The organism is Kitasatospora sp. CB02891 (assembly GCF_002803145.1).
Classification (GTDB): domain Bacteria; phylum Actinomycetota; class Actinomycetes; order Streptomycetales; family Streptomycetaceae; genus Kitasatospora; species Kitasatospora griseola.
In genome coordinates, this window is the sequence record NZ_NNBO01000009.1 from 218,070 (window position 1) to 234,710 (window position 16,641).

The 16,641-nt window shown below is 72.7% G+C and carries 18 protein-coding genes and 2 pseudogenes; 5 read left to right on the plus strand and 15 right to left on the minus strand.

Translation table 11 applies throughout. From position 1 onward, the window contains the following. Positions 1 to 6: 6 nt before the first annotated feature. The 15 genes and pseudogenes from CG736_RS21325 to CG736_RS21400 form a co-directional block, all read right to left on the minus strand. Entirely contained in the window at positions 7 to 2,055 is a 2,049-nt protein-coding gene (locus tag CG736_RS21325) for a carbohydrate binding domain-containing protein (RefSeq protein ID WP_100587789.1), read from the minus strand. A gap of 286 nt (positions 2,056 to 2,341) precedes the next feature. Beyond that, positions 2,342 to 3,256 carry an ABC transporter substrate-binding protein gene (locus tag CG736_RS21330; RefSeq protein ID WP_100587790.1) on the minus strand — a complete coding sequence of 305 codons (915 nt, stop codon included), beginning with the start codon at positions 3,254 to 3,256 and terminating at the stop codon, positions 2,342 to 2,344. After that, positions 3,253 to 3,987, minus strand: a complete 735-nt coding sequence (locus CG736_RS21335) for an ABC transporter permease (RefSeq protein ID WP_232734101.1) — start codon at positions 3,985 to 3,987, stop codon at positions 3,253 to 3,255. Before CG736_RS21335 ends, CG736_RS21330 begins: the two co-directional genes overlap by 4 nt. Next, entirely contained in the window at positions 3,963 to 4,625 is a 663-nt protein-coding gene (locus tag CG736_RS21340; protein WP_100587791.1) for an ABC transporter permease, read from the minus strand. The genes CG736_RS21335 and CG736_RS21340 overlap by 25 nt, the downstream gene beginning before the upstream one ends. After that, entirely contained in the window at positions 4,612 to 5,745 is a 1,134-nt protein-coding gene (locus tag CG736_RS21345) for an ABC transporter ATP-binding protein (RefSeq protein ID WP_100587792.1), read from the minus strand. The genes CG736_RS21340 and CG736_RS21345 overlap by 14 nt, the downstream gene beginning before the upstream one ends. A 76-nt stretch (positions 5,746 to 5,821) precedes the next feature. Next, positions 5,822 to 6,220, minus strand: a complete 399-nt coding sequence (locus tag CG736_RS21350) for a rhodanese-like domain-containing protein (protein ID WP_369880233.1) — start codon at positions 6,218 to 6,220, stop codon at positions 5,822 to 5,824. Beyond that, positions 6,214 to 6,720 carry a cysteine dioxygenase family protein gene (locus CG736_RS21355; RefSeq protein WP_100587793.1) on the minus strand — a complete coding sequence of 169 codons (507 nt, stop codon included), beginning with the start codon at positions 6,718 to 6,720 and terminating at the stop codon, positions 6,214 to 6,216. Before CG736_RS21355 ends, CG736_RS21350 begins: the two co-directional genes overlap by 7 nt. A 456-nt stretch (positions 6,721 to 7,176) precedes the next feature. Next, positions 7,177 to 7,374 (minus strand): hypothetical protein, encoded by a 198-nt coding sequence (locus CG736_RS21365; protein ID WP_100587794.1) that lies wholly within the window; start codon positions 7,372 to 7,374, stop codon positions 7,177 to 7,179. Further along, a complete protein-coding gene (locus CG736_RS21370) occupies positions 7,371 to 7,757 on the minus strand; it encodes a hypothetical protein (protein ID WP_100587795.1) in 387 nt (128 codons plus the stop codon). The genes CG736_RS21365 and CG736_RS21370 overlap by 4 nt, the downstream gene beginning before the upstream one ends. A gap of 97 nt (positions 7,758 to 7,854) precedes the next feature. Beyond that, positions 7,855 to 9,306, minus strand: coding sequence for a sensor histidine kinase KdpD (locus tag CG736_RS21375; protein WP_100587796.1), 1,452 nt, complete (start codon positions 9,304 to 9,306; stop codon positions 7,855 to 7,857). Then, a complete protein-coding gene (locus CG736_RS21380; RefSeq protein ID WP_100587797.1) occupies positions 9,303 to 10,007 on the minus strand; it encodes a response regulator transcription factor in 705 nt (234 codons plus the stop codon). Before CG736_RS21380 ends, CG736_RS21375 begins: the two co-directional genes overlap by 4 nt. A gap of 78 nt (positions 10,008 to 10,085) precedes the next feature. Beyond that, positions 10,086 to 10,508: a DUF4440 domain-containing protein gene (locus CG736_RS21385; protein WP_100587798.1), complete on the minus strand. Its 423-nt coding sequence runs from the start codon at positions 10,506 to 10,508 to the stop codon at positions 10,086 to 10,088. 101 nt (positions 10,509 to 10,609) lie between these two features. Continuing rightward, positions 10,610 to 11,146 (minus strand): LPXTG cell wall anchor domain-containing protein, encoded by a 537-nt coding sequence (locus tag CG736_RS21390; protein ID WP_100587906.1) that lies wholly within the window; start codon positions 11,144 to 11,146, stop codon positions 10,610 to 10,612. Further along, positions 11,118 to 11,804 (minus strand): annotated as a pseudogene (locus tag CG736_RS21395) (transposase family protein). Before CG736_RS21395 ends, CG736_RS21390 begins: the two are co-directional and overlap by 29 nt. A gap of 216 nt (positions 11,805 to 12,020) precedes the next feature. Beyond that, a pseudogene (locus tag CG736_RS21400) lies at positions 12,021 to 12,176 on the minus strand (nitrate reductase); the annotation flags it as partial. Between the two features lie 556 nt (positions 12,177 to 12,732). Between CG736_RS21400 and CG736_RS21405 the strand changes: the two are divergent. From CG736_RS21405 to CG736_RS21425, 5 genes are all read left to right on the plus strand, one after another. Next, positions 12,733 to 13,974 carry a hypothetical protein gene (locus CG736_RS21405; protein ID WP_100587799.1) on the plus strand — a complete coding sequence of 414 codons (1,242 nt, stop codon included), beginning with the start codon at positions 12,733 to 12,735 and terminating at the stop codon, positions 13,972 to 13,974. A 189-nt stretch (positions 13,975 to 14,163) separates the two neighbouring features. Next, positions 14,164 to 14,532 (plus strand): VOC family protein, encoded by a 369-nt coding sequence (locus tag CG736_RS21410; RefSeq protein WP_100587800.1) that lies wholly within the window; start codon positions 14,164 to 14,166, stop codon positions 14,530 to 14,532. A 205-nt stretch (positions 14,533 to 14,737) separates the two neighbouring features. Further along, the gene (locus CG736_RS21415) at positions 14,738 to 15,268 is read left to right on the plus strand and encodes an RNA polymerase sigma factor (protein ID WP_100587801.1); all 531 of its coding nucleotides are present in this window, start codon (positions 14,738 to 14,740) and stop codon (positions 15,266 to 15,268) included. Then, positions 15,265 to 15,531, plus strand: coding sequence for a hypothetical protein (locus CG736_RS21420; protein ID WP_100587802.1), 267 nt, complete (start codon positions 15,265 to 15,267; stop codon positions 15,529 to 15,531). The genes CG736_RS21415 and CG736_RS21420 overlap by 4 nt, the downstream gene beginning before the upstream one ends. 145 nt (positions 15,532 to 15,676) lie before the next feature. After that, the gene (locus CG736_RS21425) at positions 15,677 to 16,636 is read left to right on the plus strand and encodes a terpene synthase family protein (protein ID WP_100587803.1); all 960 of its coding nucleotides are present in this window, start codon (positions 15,677 to 15,679) and stop codon (positions 16,634 to 16,636) included. Positions 16,637 to 16,641: the final 5 nt, after the last annotated feature.

The following is a 16,641-nucleotide window of genomic DNA, read 5'->3' on the forward strand; positions in this document are numbered from 1 at the left end:
GGAGCGTCAGGCGATGGAGAAGTCGTCGCCGTAGACCGCGCCCTGGCCGTACCAGCCGTGCAGGTAGACCGTGACGGTGCCGGAGGCGCCGGTGGTGAACGGGACGCTCACCTTGGTCCAGCCGGTGCCGTTGGCCCAGGTGGAGGCGGTGGCGCCGCCGCTGACGCCGACGTAGGAGTACGGGCCCTGGACCCAGGCGGTCAGGGTGTACGCGTGGTTCGGGGCGAGGGTGACGGTCTGGTCGCACTCGCCGGTGGCGCCGGCGGTCGGGGTGACCTGGAGCGCCTTGGAACCGCCGTGGACGGGGCTGCCGACGACGGCCGCGCCGCTCTGGCAGGTCCACGGGGCGAGGTTGCCGGTCTCGAAGTCACCGTTGACCAGGCCGGTGGGCGGGGTGACGCCGGTGACGGTCAGCGCGTAGGTCGCGGTGTGGGTCCGGCCCGCGCCGGTGCCGGTGACGGTCAGGGTGTAGGTGCCCGGGGCGGCGGAGGCGGTGGTGGCGATGTTCAGCGTGGCGGAGCCGCCGGCGGTGACGCTCGCCGGGCTGACGGTGGCGGTGACGCCGGCCGGAGCGCCGGAGACCGTCAGGCCCACGGTCTGGGCGGTGCCGGCGGTGACGGCCGTGTTGACGGTGCTGGTGGCGGAGGCGCCGGCCTGCACGCTGCCCGCGGCGGGGGAGAGCGCGAGGGAGAAGTCGGAGGCGGTGGTGCCGCCGGTGACGGTCAGGGTGTACGTCGCCGAGTGGGTGCCGCCGGCCCCGGTGCCGGTCACGGTCAGCGGGTAGCTGCCGTTCGGGACGGCCGCGGTGGTGGAGACGTTCAGCGTGGCGGAGTTGCCGGCGGTGACGGTGGAGGCGCTCAGCGAGGCGCTGATGCCGGCCACCGGGACGGTGGACACCGACAGGTTGACGGCCTGCGCGGAGCCGGAGGTGACGGCCGTGTTGATGGTCGCCGAGGTGGACGCGCCCGCCGTGACCGAGCCGGTGGCCGGGCTCAGCGCGACCGAGAAGTCGTTCGCCGGGGTGGTCGAGCTGGTGAACTGCGAGAAGATGTGGCTGAAGTCCCACTTGTTCTGCGCGATGCCCGAGCAGTCGTCACGGCCGCCGGTGCCGGCGCAGCCGCCGTTGTCGCGCTGCAGCGCCCAGAAGGACAGCGTGTTGATGCCCTTGGAGACGGCCCAGTTGTAGACCGTGGTGGCGTTGGCGACGGTGAAGGTCTCGGCGGCGCCGAAGTCGTCGATGCCGGGCATCTCGGTGATGCCGATCATGCCCCAGATCTGGGCGGAGGTCTTGCTCGGGTAGAGCTTCGCCAGCTGGTTGTACAGGCCCTGCGCGGAGGTCTGGGTGTCCGCGGCCATGTCGTGCGGCTGGTTGTCGTAGTAGTCGAACGTCATCATGTTGACGACGTCGATGCGCGCGTTGTTGGTGACCGCGTTCTTCAGCACCGCGAGGCCGCTGGAGGCCAGGCCGCTGGTGGTGGTCGGCAGGGTGTAACTGAACTGGATGGAGCGGCCGTTGGCGGCGGCCCAGTCCTCGACGATCTTGATCGCCTTGTTGCGGCGGTCGATGCCCGCGGTGTTGGTCAGCGAGTTGTCCTCGATGTCCAGGTCGATCCGGGAGACGTCGTAGGTGGTGATGACGTTCTGGAACTGGGCGGCGATCTGGTTGACGTCGGTGCACGAGTCGGCGATCTCGGTGCCCGTGTTGTCGGCGGTGTAGCCGCCGAAGGACGGGATCACGTCGCCGCCGCCCGCGCGGATGGTGGCGATGTCGGCGCCGAAGGTCGAGTTGGACACCGGCATCGAGGTGTCGCCGTTCCACAGCGCGGTGCAGCTGCCCTTGGCGGCGGTCTGCAGGAAGGCCATGGTGAGGTGCTTGACACCGGACTGGGAGGCCAGCGCGGCCGGGCTCTCGCCCGTCCAGGACTCGAAGTACGGGGCGAAGACCCGCTGCGGCAGCGGGGTGGCGGCCTGCGCGGGGGCGGAGATCAGCCCCAGCGAGGCGGCCGCCATCGCGCCCGTCGCGAGCAGCGCTTGGAGTGGTCGGTGAAGGCGCATCGAGGCTCCATCAGGCATGGGAGGATGGCCTCGTGCCGCAGTTCGGGCACGGGGCAAGGGTGTTCGGCCTGGTACAGGGAGTGCCGGGGTGGTGCGGGGCGTACGAAGCCCCGGCCGGTGGTCACACCCCCACGATGCGTTCCGGTCGGGAAAAACAACGCTCCCATGGTTGGTCTGGACCACTCATCTGTCAAGACTCCTAACTGTCCGTCCCACCAGGTGTCCTGACGTGCCGTCGGCCCCGCACCCGGGACAGCGGGGTGCGGGGCCGACGGGCGGTGCGGGGTCAGTTCAGGCCGTTGGTCTTCAGCCAGTCCTTGGCGACCGTCGACGGGTCCTCCTTGTCCACCGCGACGCGCTTCATCAGCGCCGTCAGCCCGGCGGTGTCGAGCTTCGCCGAGACCGCGTTCAGCGCGGCCGTCCCGGTGGCGTCCAGGCCCGCCTTGTTCACCAGCGGGGTGACGTTCTGCGAGCTGAACAGGTTCTTCGGGTCGTTCAGCGACACCAGCTTCAGCTGGACGATCTTCGGGTCGGTGGTGAACACGTTGCCGACCTGGACGGTGCCGTCCTTGAGCGCGTTGGCGGTGGTGTCGGCGGTGGGCTTCCACTCCTTGAAGGTCAGCCCGTACGCGTCCTTGAACTGCTGCTCGCGGCGCGACTTGAACTCCGGCGGGCCGCCGATCACCAGGTCCTGCGCCTTGCCCGCGAGGTCGGCGATCGACTTCACGCCCAGCCGGTCGGCGGTCTCCTGGGTGACCGTCAGCGAGTCCTTGTCCTCGGCCGCCGCGGAGTCCAGGATCCCCAGCCCGGCCGGCAGCTTCGCCGTCAGCTCGGTGTTCACGGCATCCTTGCCGGTCGCCGTCGACTTGGCGTCCAGGTAGCCCAGCAGGGCCCCGTTGTACTCCGGCAGCACCGTCAGCGCGCCGGACTGCAGCTGCCCGTACAGCACCTCGCGGCTGCCGATGTTGAACTTCTCCTCGACCTTCACGCCCTTGGCCTGCAGCGCCTGCGAGTAGATCGACGCCAGCAGCACGTTCTCCGGGAAGTTCGCCGAGCCGACCACCACGGTCTTCCCTGAACCCCCCTGCGCGGCGGGGGACTTCGCGGCCAGTGGGTCGCCCCCGCCGGAGGAGGAGCAGGCCGCCGCGCCGAGCATCAGCACGGCGACGGCGACGGCGGTTCGGACCGGACGGGTCGTCATATGGATTCCTTCGAAAGTGCGGGGGAGCCCGCGGGTTCGTCAACATGGGCGGTGCGCGCGCCGCGTGGCGTCGCGTACCGGATGAGCAGGGCGAACAGCAGTTGGACGGCGACGGCCAGCAGCACCACCAGCAGGGCGCCGCCGACGGTGGTGGGGAAGTCGCGGGTGGCGAGGCCGTCGATGACGTAGCGGCCCAGGCCGCCGAGGCCGACGTAGGCCGCGACGGTGGCGGTGGCGATCACCTGGACGGCCGCGGTGCGGGCGCCGGCCAGCAGGGTGGGCAGCGCGGCGGGCAGGCACACCTGGAAGAGCGTCTGCGGGTGCGTCAGGCCGATGCCGCGGGCCGCGTCGCGGACGTCCGGGTCGGTGCCGCGGATGCCCTCGGCGGTGGCCACCAGCAGCGGCGGCGCGGCCAGCGCCGTCAGCGGGAGCAGCACCGCGGTGTCGCCGACGCCCGCGAGCAGCACCGCCAGCGTGACCAGGCCCAGGGTGGGCAGCGCGCGGGCGATGCCGGTCAGCGCCGTGACCAGGAACAGGCCGCGCCCGGTGTAGCCGATCAGCAGGCCCAGCGGCACCGCGAGCAGGGTAGCCAGGAGGAGCGCCTCGGCGGAGAACGCCAGGTGCTCCAGGACGCGGTCGAGGATCGAGTCCGGCCCGCTCCGGTGCGCCGGGTCGGCGAAGAAGTCGTGCAGCCAGCCGAACCAGTTCACCGCGCCACCCCCGTCGCCCACGGCGCGAGCAGCCGGCGGGCCGCGACCAGCAGCAGGTCGCAGACCAGCGCCAGCAGCGCCACCAGTACGATCCCGGCCAGGATCGGGGTCGGGAAGGTCCGCTGGAAGCCGTCCACGAACAGGTAGCCGAGGCCGCCCCGGCCGATCAGCGCGCCGACCGCCGCCAGCGAGATCGAGGAGACCGCCGCGACCCGCAGACCCGCTATCAAGTACGGCACGGCGGCCGGGAGTTCGACGGCGGCCAGCCGGTGCCACGGCCCGTAGCCCATCGCCGTGGCGGCCTGCCGCACCGGCTCCGGCACCGCCCGCAGCCCGTCCACCGTGGTCGGCAGCAGCACCGCCAGCGCGTAGAACGTCAGCGGCACCATCACCGTCTCCCGGGTGGCCAGCCCGGTGTACGGGATCAGCACCACGAACACCGCCAGCGAGGGCAGCGCGTACACCACGTTGAACACCGCCGCGAGCGGCTGGTACAGCCGCGGCCAGCGGGTGCAGGCCAGGCCCAGCGGCACCGCCAGCAGCAGGCCGATCAGCACCGGGACGAGCGCGATCACCGCGTGGTCGCCCGTCAGGCCGGCCAAGTAGCCCAGGTGGTCGCCGAGCCAGTGCCAGCGGACCAGCGGCTCACCGTCCAGCATGGTTCACCTGCGCCCCCGAGCCGTGCGCCCCCGAGCCGTGCGCCCCGGATTCGTGCGCGTCGGACGCGGGCGGTCCCGAGTCGTGCGCGTCGGGCTCCGGCGTCCCCGGCGCGGCGAGTGCGGCCACCACGGCGGCCCGGCTCGCGGTGCCGATCGCCCGGCCGTCGGCGTCCACCGCCACGGCGTGGCCGGACGGGGAGAGCACCGCCGCGTCCAGCGCCGAGCGCAGGGTGTCCCGCGCCGGGGCGAACACCGGCACCGGGTGGCGCTGCCCGTCGTGCAGCCAGTGCTCCGGGCGGCCGTCCTGATCGAGCGTCAACTGCCAGCCTTCGTGGACAGGTTCGAGCTTCGCGAGCGGGACATCGGCGGCCGGGCGCAGGCCCAGGCCGCGCAAGCCCCGGTCGCGGCCCAGGAAAGCGGCCACCCCGGCGTCCGCCGGAGCAGTCAACAGGGTGTGCGGATCCGCGAGTTGGGCGATCTCGCCGTGCTCGCGAAGCACCACCACCCGGTCGCCGAGCCGGACCGCCTCCTCGATGTCGTGCGTCACGAACAGCACCGTCTTGCCCAACTCGGCCTGCAGCCGCAACAGTTCCTCCTGCAGCCCGGCGCGCACCAGCGGATCGACCGCGCTGAACGGCTCGTCCATCAGCAGCACCGGCGGGTCGGCCGCCAACGCCCGTGCCACGCCCACCCGTTGCTGCTGGCCGCCGGAGAGCTGCGCCGGGTAGCGGCGGGCGGTCTCCGGCGGCAGGCCGACCAGCTCCAGCAGTTCGGCGGCCCGGGCCCGGGCCCGCTTGCGGTCCCAGCCGAGCAGCCGGGGCACCGTCGCCACGTTGTCGATCACCCGGCGGTGCGGGAACAGCCCGGCCTGCTGGATGACGTATCCGATGCCGCGCCGCAGCTGCGCCGCCGGCAGGGTGGCGACGTCGGCGCCGTCCAGCAGGACCCGGCCGCCGGTCGGCACCACCATCCGGTTGACCATCCGCAGGATGGTGGTCTTGCCGCAGCCGGACGGGCCGACCAGGACCGTGGTGCGGCCCGCCGGTACGTCGAGGTCCAGGCCTCGGACGGCAACCGTGCCGTCGGGGTGGCGCTTGGCGGCGCCCTCGAATCTGATCACGGAAGGGTCCTAGCGATGGCCGAGCGGATTATCGAACACTGATCTGAATACGTCTGTCCGGCTTCCCGGGTCGCGATCACCGCAAACCTTGATCCACCGAACGGGTGGGCAGGCCGGCCGCGGCCCAGGCCACGAACCCGCCGGCCAGGTCCGTCGCCCGGAACAGCCCCAACTCCCTTAGTGAGGCGGCCGCGAGAGAGGAGGCGTAGCCCTCCGAGCAGACTACAATCCACGGCACGTCATGTCCGGTCGCCTCGGGAATTCGGTGACTGCCCGTAGGGTCGAGCCGCCACTCCAGCACGTTGCGTTCGATGATCAGCGCCCCCGGAATCTCACCCTCCCGGGCACGCTGTGCCGCCGGACGGATGTCCACCAGCCGGGCCCCGGCCGTCACCGCCGCCCACGCCTGCTCCGGCCCGGGCCGCTCCATCCCCTCGCGGGCCCGCGCCACCAACTGGTCCACCGTCGTCACCACTGCTCCGGTCCTTCCGTCGCCGTGCGCACCAGGCCGCCGGCCCGCAGCTCGTACCGGGACATCCGCGCCAGCGGCGGCGAGTACGCGTGCAGCGTCACCGCGGGCCCCGGCGAGGTGTTGCGCACATCGTGCAGGTACTGCGGCCCGAACGCCCGCTCGGTGCCCGCGGTCAGTCGGCGCACCGTCAGGCCGTGCTCCGGGCCGGCCAGCGCCAGCTCCTCCAGCTCGCCCAGCGCGACCGTGAACGCCCCGCGCGAGCCGCCGTGGTCGTGGAACCCCGTCGACTGCCCCGGCAGCCAGCTGATCAGCCACACCTCGTAGTCCTGGGCCAGCTCCAGCCGCTCGTACCAGCGGTCCTCTCCGGACAGTCGCACCCGGTGCAGCCAGCGTTCCGGGCGTTCGGCCAGGTCGCGGACGAGGCGGCGCAGCGCGTTCGGCGACAGCGGTGGGCGGGCGGATCCGGCCTCCGGGGGTGCGGGGGCGGCGAGATCGGTGGGCATGGCTCTCCTCCGGATGTGCCGCGACGGCCGGCGCCGGGGAACGGCGGACGGCGGGCGGCGGGAACGGGACGGCAGGGCGCACCGCCGAACGGGCGGATGCGGGTGCTGCGGGGGGTCGCGGCAGGGCCCGGTTCAACTCACGGGGATGCGCGCGGAGGTCAGGCGGGGAAGGTCAACAGGCACACATGTCGCTCGCCTGGCGTCGCAGATCGACGTGCAGGCGGCAGACCAGGAAGGTGCCGGGGTTCATGCCGCCGATGCTTCACGACCCGGTGGCGGCGCGTCAAGTTCCGCCACGCAGGTGGTCGAACGGTGGACGATTCCGTCTCGTCATCCGGGCATGTGGATATCTGGGCATGCGGATATCTGGGCATGCGGGCGTCCGGGCATGCGGGCGGACGGGCCGACGGCCCGCGCTCCGGGGAGAGTGCGGGCCGTCGGGGTTCTCGACGTGGCTCAGTTGTCCTGACCGGCGTTGTCGTCGGCCTGGGCGGCGGCGCTGTCCGCCGCGTCCACCTTCTGCTGCATCTGCTGGACCTGCGCGCTGTCCGGGCCGTCGGCGGGTGCGGCGGTCGGGCCGCAGGCCGTCAGCAGGGCCGCCGCGGCCAGCGTGAGCGCCGCCAGGGCGGCCGTGGCGGCGGGGCGGCGGGTCACTTGGCGGCCGCCGGGGCGTTCTTCGCGCACCAGTCCGCGACCGACTTCAGGTCCGCCTTGCGGGCGTCCAGGGTCGACACCAGGCTGCGGCGGACCGTCAGGCGGTCGTTCAGGTACTTCTCGATCTCGGGGTGGCCGGCCTTCTTGGCGTTGTCGACCCGCTGCTCCAGTCGGGCGACCGACCCGTTCACGGTCGCGTCCCCGTGCAGGCGGGTGAGCGCCTTGTCGATCCGCTCCTCGGTCTTCGGCAGCCGCTTGCAGATCGCCTTCGCCCCGTCGCCCTTCGGCGCCGTCCCGCTCGCCGCCTGCGCGGGCCCCGCCGCCAGCAGTGCGCCCGCCAGCGCGAGCACCCCGGCCGCCGCGACCGTCCGGTTGATCCGCATGGCACTCCCCTTCCCACTACCTCACGGCCGGACCGCCCGGCCGTGCAGGCGACCGTACGGGCGCTTCTTGTGGAAACCCTGTGGAACCTCGGCCGGACTACCCGGCCGGCTGCTCCGGTGCGCCCAACCAGGCGAGCGGAGACGGGAGTTCCGGGGTCGGAGCGTGGTCGCGGAGCAGTGGGAGGCGGACCTCGAAGCGGCAGCCGGGGGAGTCGGGGCGGGTGGTGGCGGTGGCGGAACCGCGGTGCAGGGCGGCCTGCTGGGCGACCAGGGTCAGGCCGAGGCCGGAGCCCGGGCTGTCCGGGCGGCGGTGGAAGCGCCGGAAGACGGCGGCGCGGTCGGCGGGCGGGATGCCCGGGCCCCGGTCGTCGACGGTGAGCCGCGCGGTGGCGCCCTCGATCCGCAGCCGGACGTCCACCTCGGCGGGAGCGTCGCCGCTGCGCCCGTGCACGGCCGCGTTGCCGAGCAGGTTGTCGAGCAGGATGCGCAGGCCCGCGTCCCAGCCGAACACCCGTGCCTCCGGTGGGAGTTCGGTGCGGAAGACGGTCTGCGGGTGACGGCGTCCGGCCTCCGCGACGGCGGCGTCCACCAGCTCGGCGAGATCCACCGGACCGAACGCCGAGACCTCCACCAGGTCACCCCGGGCCAGCGTCGACAGTGCGCTCAGCAGGTCCACGGTGCGGGCGTGGTCCTGCTGCAACTCGGCCATGATCTCGGCGCGTTCGGCCTCCGGCAGGTCCGGGTGCGCGGACAGCACGTCCAGATTGGTGCGCAGGCTCATCAACGGGGTGCGCAGCTCGTGCGAGGCGGCGGAGGAGAACGACCGCGCGGTGTCCAGGGCGTGCGCGGTGCGGGCCGCCTGCTCGTCGTAGCGGGACAGCAACAGGGCGATCGCGCCCGAGAGTTCGTCCACCTCGGCGGTGCCCGTGCGGGTGTGCGCGAACACCGCGTGGCCGGTCCGCGGGTCCAGCACGGCCGCCCGGCGGCCCAGGCGGCGCAGCGGCAGCGTCGCCCGCTCGGCCAGCCCGAAGGCGATCAGCCCCGAGAGCGGCGCGGCCAGCAGCGCCACCAGCAGCACCCGCCGCCGCACCGCCCGCAGCTCCTCCGCCGGTGCGCCGGCCGGGGCGAGCACCCAGAGCGTGCCGGCGGTGGATCCGCTGTTCACCTTCACGGTCAGGACGCGCCAGGACGCGCCGCCCTGGCGGACCGTCACGGTGCCGCCGGAGGGCAGGAGCTGCGGGTCGGCGGGCTGCGATCCGGCCGAGAGCAGGACGGTGCCGTCGGCGGCGGCGACCCGGACGCCCGCGTCCAGGGCGGCGTCCAGCACCTTGCGCTGCTGGTTCTGCTCGGCCTTCGGGCGGCCCTTGGTGTCGGCCGTCAGCAGGGCCCGCGCGTTCGGGAGCAACGCGGCTGCCCGGTCGTTCAGTTGGGCGTCCTGACGGCGGTGCAGATCCGCGTTGACCAGCGGCAGCAGCAGGGCCGCGGCGGCCGCCACCAGCAGCGGCACCAGCAGGGCGGCGCCCAGGGCGATCCGGGTGGAGAGCTTCACCGGTCGCCGCCCTCGCCGGGCTCGGGCGCGCGCAGGACGAAGCCCACCCCGCGCACGGTGTGGATCAGCCGGGGCCGGCGGCCGGACGCCTCCAACTTGCGGCGCAGGTAGGAGACGAAGGTGTCCACGGCGTCGCTGCGCACCTCGAAGTCGTAGCCCCAGACCCGGTCCAGCAGCAGTTCGCGGGAGAGCACGATGCCCGGGTTGCGGGCGAACTGGGTGAGCAGCTCGAACTCGCGCCGGGTGAGCCGGAGTTCCTCGTCCTCCCAGAATGCCTCGCGGGTTCCGGGGTCGATCCGCAGCGGGCCCGCCCGGAGCAGGTCGGACGGCTGGGGCGGGCGGCGGCGCAGCAGCGCGTGCAGGCGGAGCACCAGCTCCTCCAACGCGAACGGCTTGACCAGGTAGTCGTCCGCGCCGGCCTGCAACCCGGCGACCCGGTCGGCGAGTTCGTCCAGCGCGGACAGCATCAGCACCGGGGTGTCGTCCCCCCGGGCCCGCAGCGTCCGGCACACCTCCGTGCCGGACAGCCCGGGCAGCCCGACATCGAGGACCACGACGTCCGGCGGCCCGTCCGCGAGCCGGGCGAGCGCGGCGGTCCCGTCCTCGGCGAGGGACACGGCGAACCCGCTCAGCCGCAGCCCCCGCTCCAGGCTCCGCCGGATCGCCGCGTCGTCGTCGACCACCAAGACCCGCCCGCCCACCCGGCCACCTCCGGTCCAGCCGCACCCTGCAAGGGCACCGACTTTCGCACAGCCGGACGAGGAGCAGGCGGTCGGGGGTTACGACTCGTCGTGCCAGGAGAACGCGGATATCCGCCAGCCGTCGGGGGTGCGGACGAACTGGAAGGTCTTGGTGCCGCCGCCTTCGTAGGGTTCGCCGTTCAGCAGGCCGGACTTGCGGTACCCGCCGATGCGGCAGGCGACGCTGCCGGCGACGTCGGTGTGCTCGCTGGTCTCCCACTCGTGGAACTCGGTCAACCGGCCGTCGGAGAGCAGCTGTTCGCGCGGGCCGATGAACTCTTCGAGGCTGTAGGTGAGGTACTTCGGCTCGGCGACCGTGATGACGGAGCCGGGGAGCATCAGGCGGCGCAGGCGGGCGACGTCGGCGGGGCGGCCGTCGCGGTTGTCGAAGGCGTCGAAGAACTCGGCGGTCAGGCGGTCGAGTTCGGCCTTGACCTCGGGAAGCGGAAGCAGAAGCGACATGATCGGAACAGTAACATTGCACTGCCTGTCCGCGGGTGGAGAACGGCGGACGGGCCCGTCGAAGTGACGGGCCCGCCCGGACGACCGGTCAGCGCTCGGGGTCAGTGGCGCTGCACCTTCCGGCGCCACCGGATCAGGCCGCCGCCGAGGAGCAGCAGCACGCCCGCGCCGGCCGCGGCCGGGACGGCGAGGTCCGAACCGGTCGCGGGCAGACGCTCGTGCTCGTGACCGGGCTTGGTGGGCTCGGGCTTCGGGCTTGGGCTCGGGCTCGGGCTCGGCGGGATGCTGCTGATCGTCGTCCCGGTGGCGCAGCTGCCCGCGCAGGTGCCGGGCTCGCCCGGGGTGGCGAGGTTCTGCAGCCTGGCGCCGTCGGCGGCGTCCTCGTGCACGGTGACGCTGACGGTGACGGTGACGGTGACGGAGGCACCGGCGGCCAGCGGGCCGGACCAGGTCAGGGTGGTGCTGCTGACGGTCGCGCCGTCGGTGGCGTCGTTGTTGTGGGCGGCGTTGTTCAGGACGTCGGCGAGGTCGTCGGTGAACGAGGCCGGGTTGGCGTCGGTGAAGTCCGCGCCGCCGGTGTTGTGGACGGTCACGCTGTAGGTGACCCGGTCACCGGGGGCCGCCGTGTCCGTGGACACCGTCTTGGCGACGGTGAACTCCTGGACGGGCGTGCTGGAAGGTTCTCCAGTGCTTGAGCGTGGCGGCGCCGCGCTCGACCGGGTGGCGGAGCCGGGCGTGGGCCCGGTTCAACGACCGCTGCCCGGGGCGGAGTTCCTTGCGGGCGGGGCGTCCGGTCGGCACGGCGAAGGTGCCGCCGGCGCCGGTGTACGCCATGTCGGCCAGGGCGGGGATTGCGGGGTCGGATGCAGGTCTTCACGATGCGTGGTGGGTGCGGGCGGCGGTGAGGTCGTGGGTGCGGCCGGGCAGGGCGCGGGAGGTCCACACGAGTTTGCCCGTCGGGCCGATGATGACCTGGTGGTTGACGCCGTGGCGGCGGTGCTTGCCGGAGTGGTCGGATCGGCCGTCGCCGACGCGGTCGCACTCGGCGAGGGTGCCGTCGACCGGGACGTACTCGACGTCGGCTTCGCGCAGTGCCTGTGTGAGGCCGGGAGCGCGACGGGCGATGAGGTCGGTGACCTGGTGGACGTAGGCGTGGCCGGTGCCGACGCTGATCCGGAAGCCGGCCGCGATCCGGGCGAGGGTGTCGTGCTTGCGCAGGTACACCAGCGCGACCAGGGCCCGTGGGGATGGCGGGAGTTTGCAGCGGCGGTCCCCCTCGCGGGTGACGATGAGCATGGTGACCCACTCGACGGGCGCGTGCGGCAGGTCCAGTGCGGCAGGACAGGTGACCAACGAGGCTTCCTGGCCGGCTGCTTGAGACGTGAGACATCTCGCTCAACCGCCCGGGAGCCTCGTTCGTTCTGCCCCCGTCCCGAGCACGTGGCCGTCACCCGATCGGTGGCCGCCCTGAAAGGGCTCACTGTTCGGACTTCGGTCTCATCATTCTTTGGCCGGCGCGACGAACGTGGCGCCGAACATTGCCACGACGTGCTGCGCCCCCAGCCCGATCGTGCGCCCCCACGACAGCCGCTCGTCCGGCTTGACCACCGCCCCGGGCTGCGGGGCACGGCCGTCCCCGTGCAGCTTCCACCCGAACGTGACCTTCATGTCCCTGCCTCGTCTCTGTGCCCTGCCGTGCGAAACCCTGGTGGGCGACCGTGCAACCGGCCGCGACATGATCTCCTGTCGCTCCCACCGCCCTGACCTCGGAGGATCACCCGACCGGCGGGTAGATCGGTCGGGCCAAGTCAGTGACGATCATGGTGCAGCGCAGGCGACCGGCCGGATGTGTGATGAGTGCATGACATGGTGTCCGGTCTCGGACAGGCCGATTGGCGACACCCGAAGCATCTTCCGGAGGGTCCCGCGGCAGGCGAAGCTATTGATCGCCGCCAGGGAAGCGCACCGGGCGGCCAACCGGAGCGAGTGTCAACCGCGGGACACCGAGCCGGAACTCCGCCACCTGTCACTGCTGTTGAGCACCGCCGGCCGACTCCGAATCGGCACCTGAACTTCCGTCGTCGGCCCGCGAAATTCCGACCCCGGCGCTCCGCGTGCTGACCGCTGTTCCTGCAGGACAGCCGTCCACCGGTATTCGCAGAGTCGCCTCGCATGCCCGGCCGCACCGCTCCACCATCCGAACCCGCCACGAAGGGACCTTGTCATGCCTTCTTCCCGTAGCTCCAAGCTCGTCCGCCTCGCCCTGGCCGCCGCCATCGCCGCCTCCGGTGCGATCGCCACCACCGCCGTCACGGTCGCCACCGCGACCACCGCGCAGGCCGCGTCCTCCGTCGGCGGCCAGATCACCCGCTCCGAGGTCCTGGCCCGCGCCAAGGTCTGGGTCGACGACGCCGTCCCGTACTCGCAGAGCAGCTACCACACCGACGGCAGCGGCACCCTGTACCGGCAGGACTGCTCCGGCTTCGTCTCCATGGCCTGGCACATCAACAACTCCGGCACCAACAACGGCTTCACCACCAACACGGCGGTCAACTACTCCACCCAGCTCGCCGGCCTGGACAGCCTCAAGCCCGGCGACACCCTCAACAACATCAGTACCCACATGGTGCTGTTCGTCGGCTGGACCGACTCCAACCACACCGCCGCCACCATCTACGAGGAGCCCAACTCCAGCTCCACCGCCCGTTCCCGCGTCATGACCCGCTCCGAGATGACCAGTGGCGGCTTCCTCCCCTACCGCTACAACAAGATCGTCGACGGCAGCACCACGCCGTCCAGGGCGGGGGTGTTCCGGCCTTCGAATGCGACGTTCTACGTGAGCGATGCCAGTGGTGGGGTGGGAGGTTACGCGAGCTTCGGTGCGGGTGGGGACACTCCGCTGGTGGGTGACTGGAACGGTGACGGCAAGGCGACCTTCGGTGTGTACCGGGCCTCGGACCAGACGTTCTACCTCAGCAATGACAACTCGTCCGTCGCTGTCGCCCGGAAGTTCGGCAACCCGGGCGACATTCCGGTGGTTGGTGACTGGGACGGCAACGGCACCACGACGATCGGCATCTACCGGCCCTCGGACCAGACGTTCTACCTCAGCAATGACAACTCGTCCGTGTCGGTCGGCCTGAAGATGGGCGACCCGGGCGACATTCCGGTGGTCGGTGATTGGGACGGCAACGGCACCACCACTGTTGGAATTTACCGGCCCTCGACCGGGGCGTTCGCCATGACCGACTCGACGACCTCGACCCCGGTCCAGCACACCGTCTCCTTCGGCAACACCGGTGACGTCCCGATCGTCGGCGACTGGGACGGCACCGGCACCGACAAGGTCGGTGTGTATCGCCCGCAGTACTCCGACTTCTACGGCGCGGCCAAGGACTCCGGCACCGTCATCTACAGCGCCCGCTTCGGCGTCAACGGCGACGTCCCCGTCGTCGGCAAGTGGTAGATCCGTCCTGCGCCGTGGAGGCCGCCACCAACAGGTGGCGGCCTCCACGGCTGTCTCAAACTCCTCGGGAATTGCGGGGATCTTAGGATGACGAATCGTCAAGTAGGCGACATAAGAGCCGAATGAGGGCATGTCGGTGAAAGAAAAATACGATTGCAGGGCCGTCGGGGCGGGGCGAGAATCCGCTGCATGAGCTCTGTGATTCGCCACGTGACCATTGACTGCCTCGACGCCTACACCCTCGGGTCCTTCTGGGCGGAGGTGCTCGGCCAGCCGCTGCACGCCGAGGACTTCCCCGGTGACCCGCAGGCCCTGATCGAGGGCGCGGGCCTGCTGTTCGTGGCCGTGCCGGAGCTGAAGGCCGGCAAGAACCGGCTGCACTTCGACCTCCAGCCGCAGGACCGCACCCGGGACGAGGAGGTCGCCCGGCTGCTCGGCCTGGGCGCGAAGCTGGTCGACGACCGGCGCAACGCCGACGGCACCGGCTGGGCCGTGCTGGCCGACATCGAGGGCAACGAGTTCTGCGTGGAGCGGAGCAAGGCGGAGCGCGAGGTCTGACGCGACGGCGGCGGGGCCGCGGCGCCCCGCCGATCCGGGCCGAATCCTTTTCGGCGGTCGCCCCCTCTTACGGGCACACCCACCGGCGGACGGCCGCCGGCGGCGACAGCTCGGAGGAATCCCATGATGGTGGCCCTGGTCATCGGCGCCGGCGCGGTGCTGGTCTGCACCTGCGCGTTCGTGCTCAAGTCGAAGCGGGGCAAGCGTGGTTGAGACGGCCTGGCCCGCCGAGGAGGTGATCGCCGCGGCCCGCTGCGGCGACCCGGCCTCGATCGACGCGCTGGTGGCGGGCGCCCACCCGAAGGTGCGGCGGTTCGCCCACTCGCTGTGCGCCAGCCCCGAGGACGCGGAGGACGCCGCGCAGGAGGCGCTGATCATCCTGTACCGGCGGATCGGCATGCTGCGGGCCACCGGCGCCCTCGCCTCCTGGCTGTTCCGGATCGTCCGCAACGAGTGCCTGCGGCGGATCCGCGTGCTGGCCGCCGCCCCCGGGGCGCCGGCCGAACCGGCGGACTCCGCCGAGCAGGAGGCGCTGCGGCGGCTGGACGGCGAACGGGTCGCCGCGGCGATCGCCGCGCTGCCCGACGACCAGCGGCGGGTGCTGATCATGCGCGACCTGCAGGGCCACGGCGGCCGGGCGGTCGCGGAGGCGCTCGGCCTGAGCACCGCCGCGATGAAGTCCCGGCTGCACCGGGCCCGAGCGGCCGTCCGGGCCGAACTCGGGGGCCCGCGATGAGCGGACGACCCGGACAACCCGACTTCGCCGCCCCGACCCTGACGCGTCATCTGCTGCGCGGCGGGCTCGGCTTCGGCGCGATCGCCGCCGCGTTCGCCCTGCTGCCCCCGGCCGGACCCGCAGCCCTGCTGCTGGCCCCCCTCGGGCTGGTCGCGCTGCGCGGCTGCCCGATGTGCTGGGCGATCGGCCTGGCCCAGGCGCTCTCCCGGGGGAGGCTGCAACGGCAGTGCCGGGACGGGCAGTGCACGCTCACGCGGGTGTGAGCGGCCGCGCATGAGGGTCGCCGGGCCGATCGTCGGACGAGTCGGCCGGGCGGGGGAACGGCCGCCGGTTCTGCGCCCTCCGCCGGGGACGGTCGACCAGACTTCGTCACGTCGATCGCCCCCGAACGGCGGAGGAGCCACCGTCATGAGCCCAGCCACCGCGCACCGCGCCTCGACCGGGCCACTGGCCGACCTGCTCGCCCGGACACCCGCCCCGGCGCCGCACCCGCACACCGGGGCGCTGCGCTCCGAACTCGCCCACTGGCTCACCGCCACCGGCGTCCTGGAGGCGGCTGCCGCCACCGCCTTCCTCGACCGGGGCCACCTGGACCTCGCCGCCCGCAGCTGGGGCGACGTCCCCGCCGGCCCCGGACTGCGGGCCGCAACCAAGTGGCTGGTGCTCACCCGGATCCTCGACGAGCACCTCGACGGCCACGACGACACGGCCCGGCGGACGGTCGGCGCCCTGCAGACGCTGACCGCCACCGGCCACGTCCCGGGCGCGCGGACCACGCCGGACGGTGCGGAGCCGCCGCTGGTCCGGGCCTTCGAGGAGCTCCGGCGGGACAGCGCGACGCTCGCCGGGTCCGACTGGCAGGCCCGCTGCGCCGCCGACTTCCGCTCCCACCTGGACAGTTCGCTCGACCGGCTGGAGGCCGCCGACACCGCTCCGACCGTCCCGCAGTACCTCACCCACGGCGGCCGCGACGGCGCGAGCCGCTGCGCGGCCGGCTGGGTGGAACTCGCCCACGGCCTCGACCTGCCGGACCACCTCCACCGCCACCCGCAGCTCACCGATCTGCTGACGCGCTTTCAGCACCTGGTCCGCTGGATCGGCGACCTCGGCCCCGCCGGCCCGGCCACCGGCCGGAGCCTTTTGCGCGCCCTGGAGGTCCACCGCGGACTGCCGCCGCACCTCGCGGCCGCGAAGGTCGCCGACCTGTGCGCCGCCGAACTCGCCACGCTGGAATTCCTCGCCGACGGCATCGCCCGCGGCTCCCACTGGCCCACCCGGGTCCGTCGCCACGCCCAGGGGTTGGTGCGCCACGTGCACGCCCTGATCCACTGGACGGCGGGCGCTGACGGCAGGCGGGCCGCAACCTGACGGTG

Bases quoted from the DNA above. Each gene is read 5' to 3' on its own strand.
- CG736_RS21330 (WP_100587790.1), bottom strand. From the start codon at position 3,256: ATGACGACCCGTCCGGTCCGAACCGCCGTCGCCGTCGCCGTGCTGATG.
- CG736_RS21420 (WP_100587802.1), top strand. From the start codon at position 15,265: ATGAGCGGACGACCCGGACAACCCGACTTCGCCGCCCCGACCCTGACG.
- CG736_RS21325 (WP_100587789.1), bottom strand. From the start codon at position 2,055: ATGCGCCTTCACCGACCACTCCAAGCGCTGCTCGCGACGGGCGCGATG.
- CG736_RS21355 (WP_100587793.1), bottom strand. From the start codon at position 6,720: ATGCCCACCGATCTCGCCGCCCCCGCACCCCCGGAGGCCGGATCCGCC.
- CG736_RS21425 (WP_100587803.1), top strand. From the start codon at position 15,677: ATGAGCCCAGCCACCGCGCACCGCGCCTCGACCGGGCCACTGGCCGAC.
- CG736_RS21340 (WP_100587791.1), bottom strand. From the start codon at position 4,625: ATGCTGGACGGTGAGCCGCTGGTCCGCTGGCACTGGCTCGGCGACCAC.
- CG736_RS21405 (WP_100587799.1), top strand. From the start codon at position 12,733: ATGCCTTCTTCCCGTAGCTCCAAGCTCGTCCGCCTCGCCCTGGCCGCC.
- CG736_RS21410 (WP_100587800.1), top strand. From the start codon at position 14,164: ATGAGCTCTGTGATTCGCCACGTGACCATTGACTGCCTCGACGCCTAC.
- CG736_RS21370 (WP_100587795.1), bottom strand. From the start codon at position 7,757: ATGCGGATCAACCGGACGGTCGCGGCGGCCGGGGTGCTCGCGCTGGCG.
- CG736_RS21385 (WP_100587798.1), bottom strand. From the start codon at position 10,508: ATGTCGCTTCTGCTTCCGCTTCCCGAGGTCAAGGCCGAACTCGACCGC.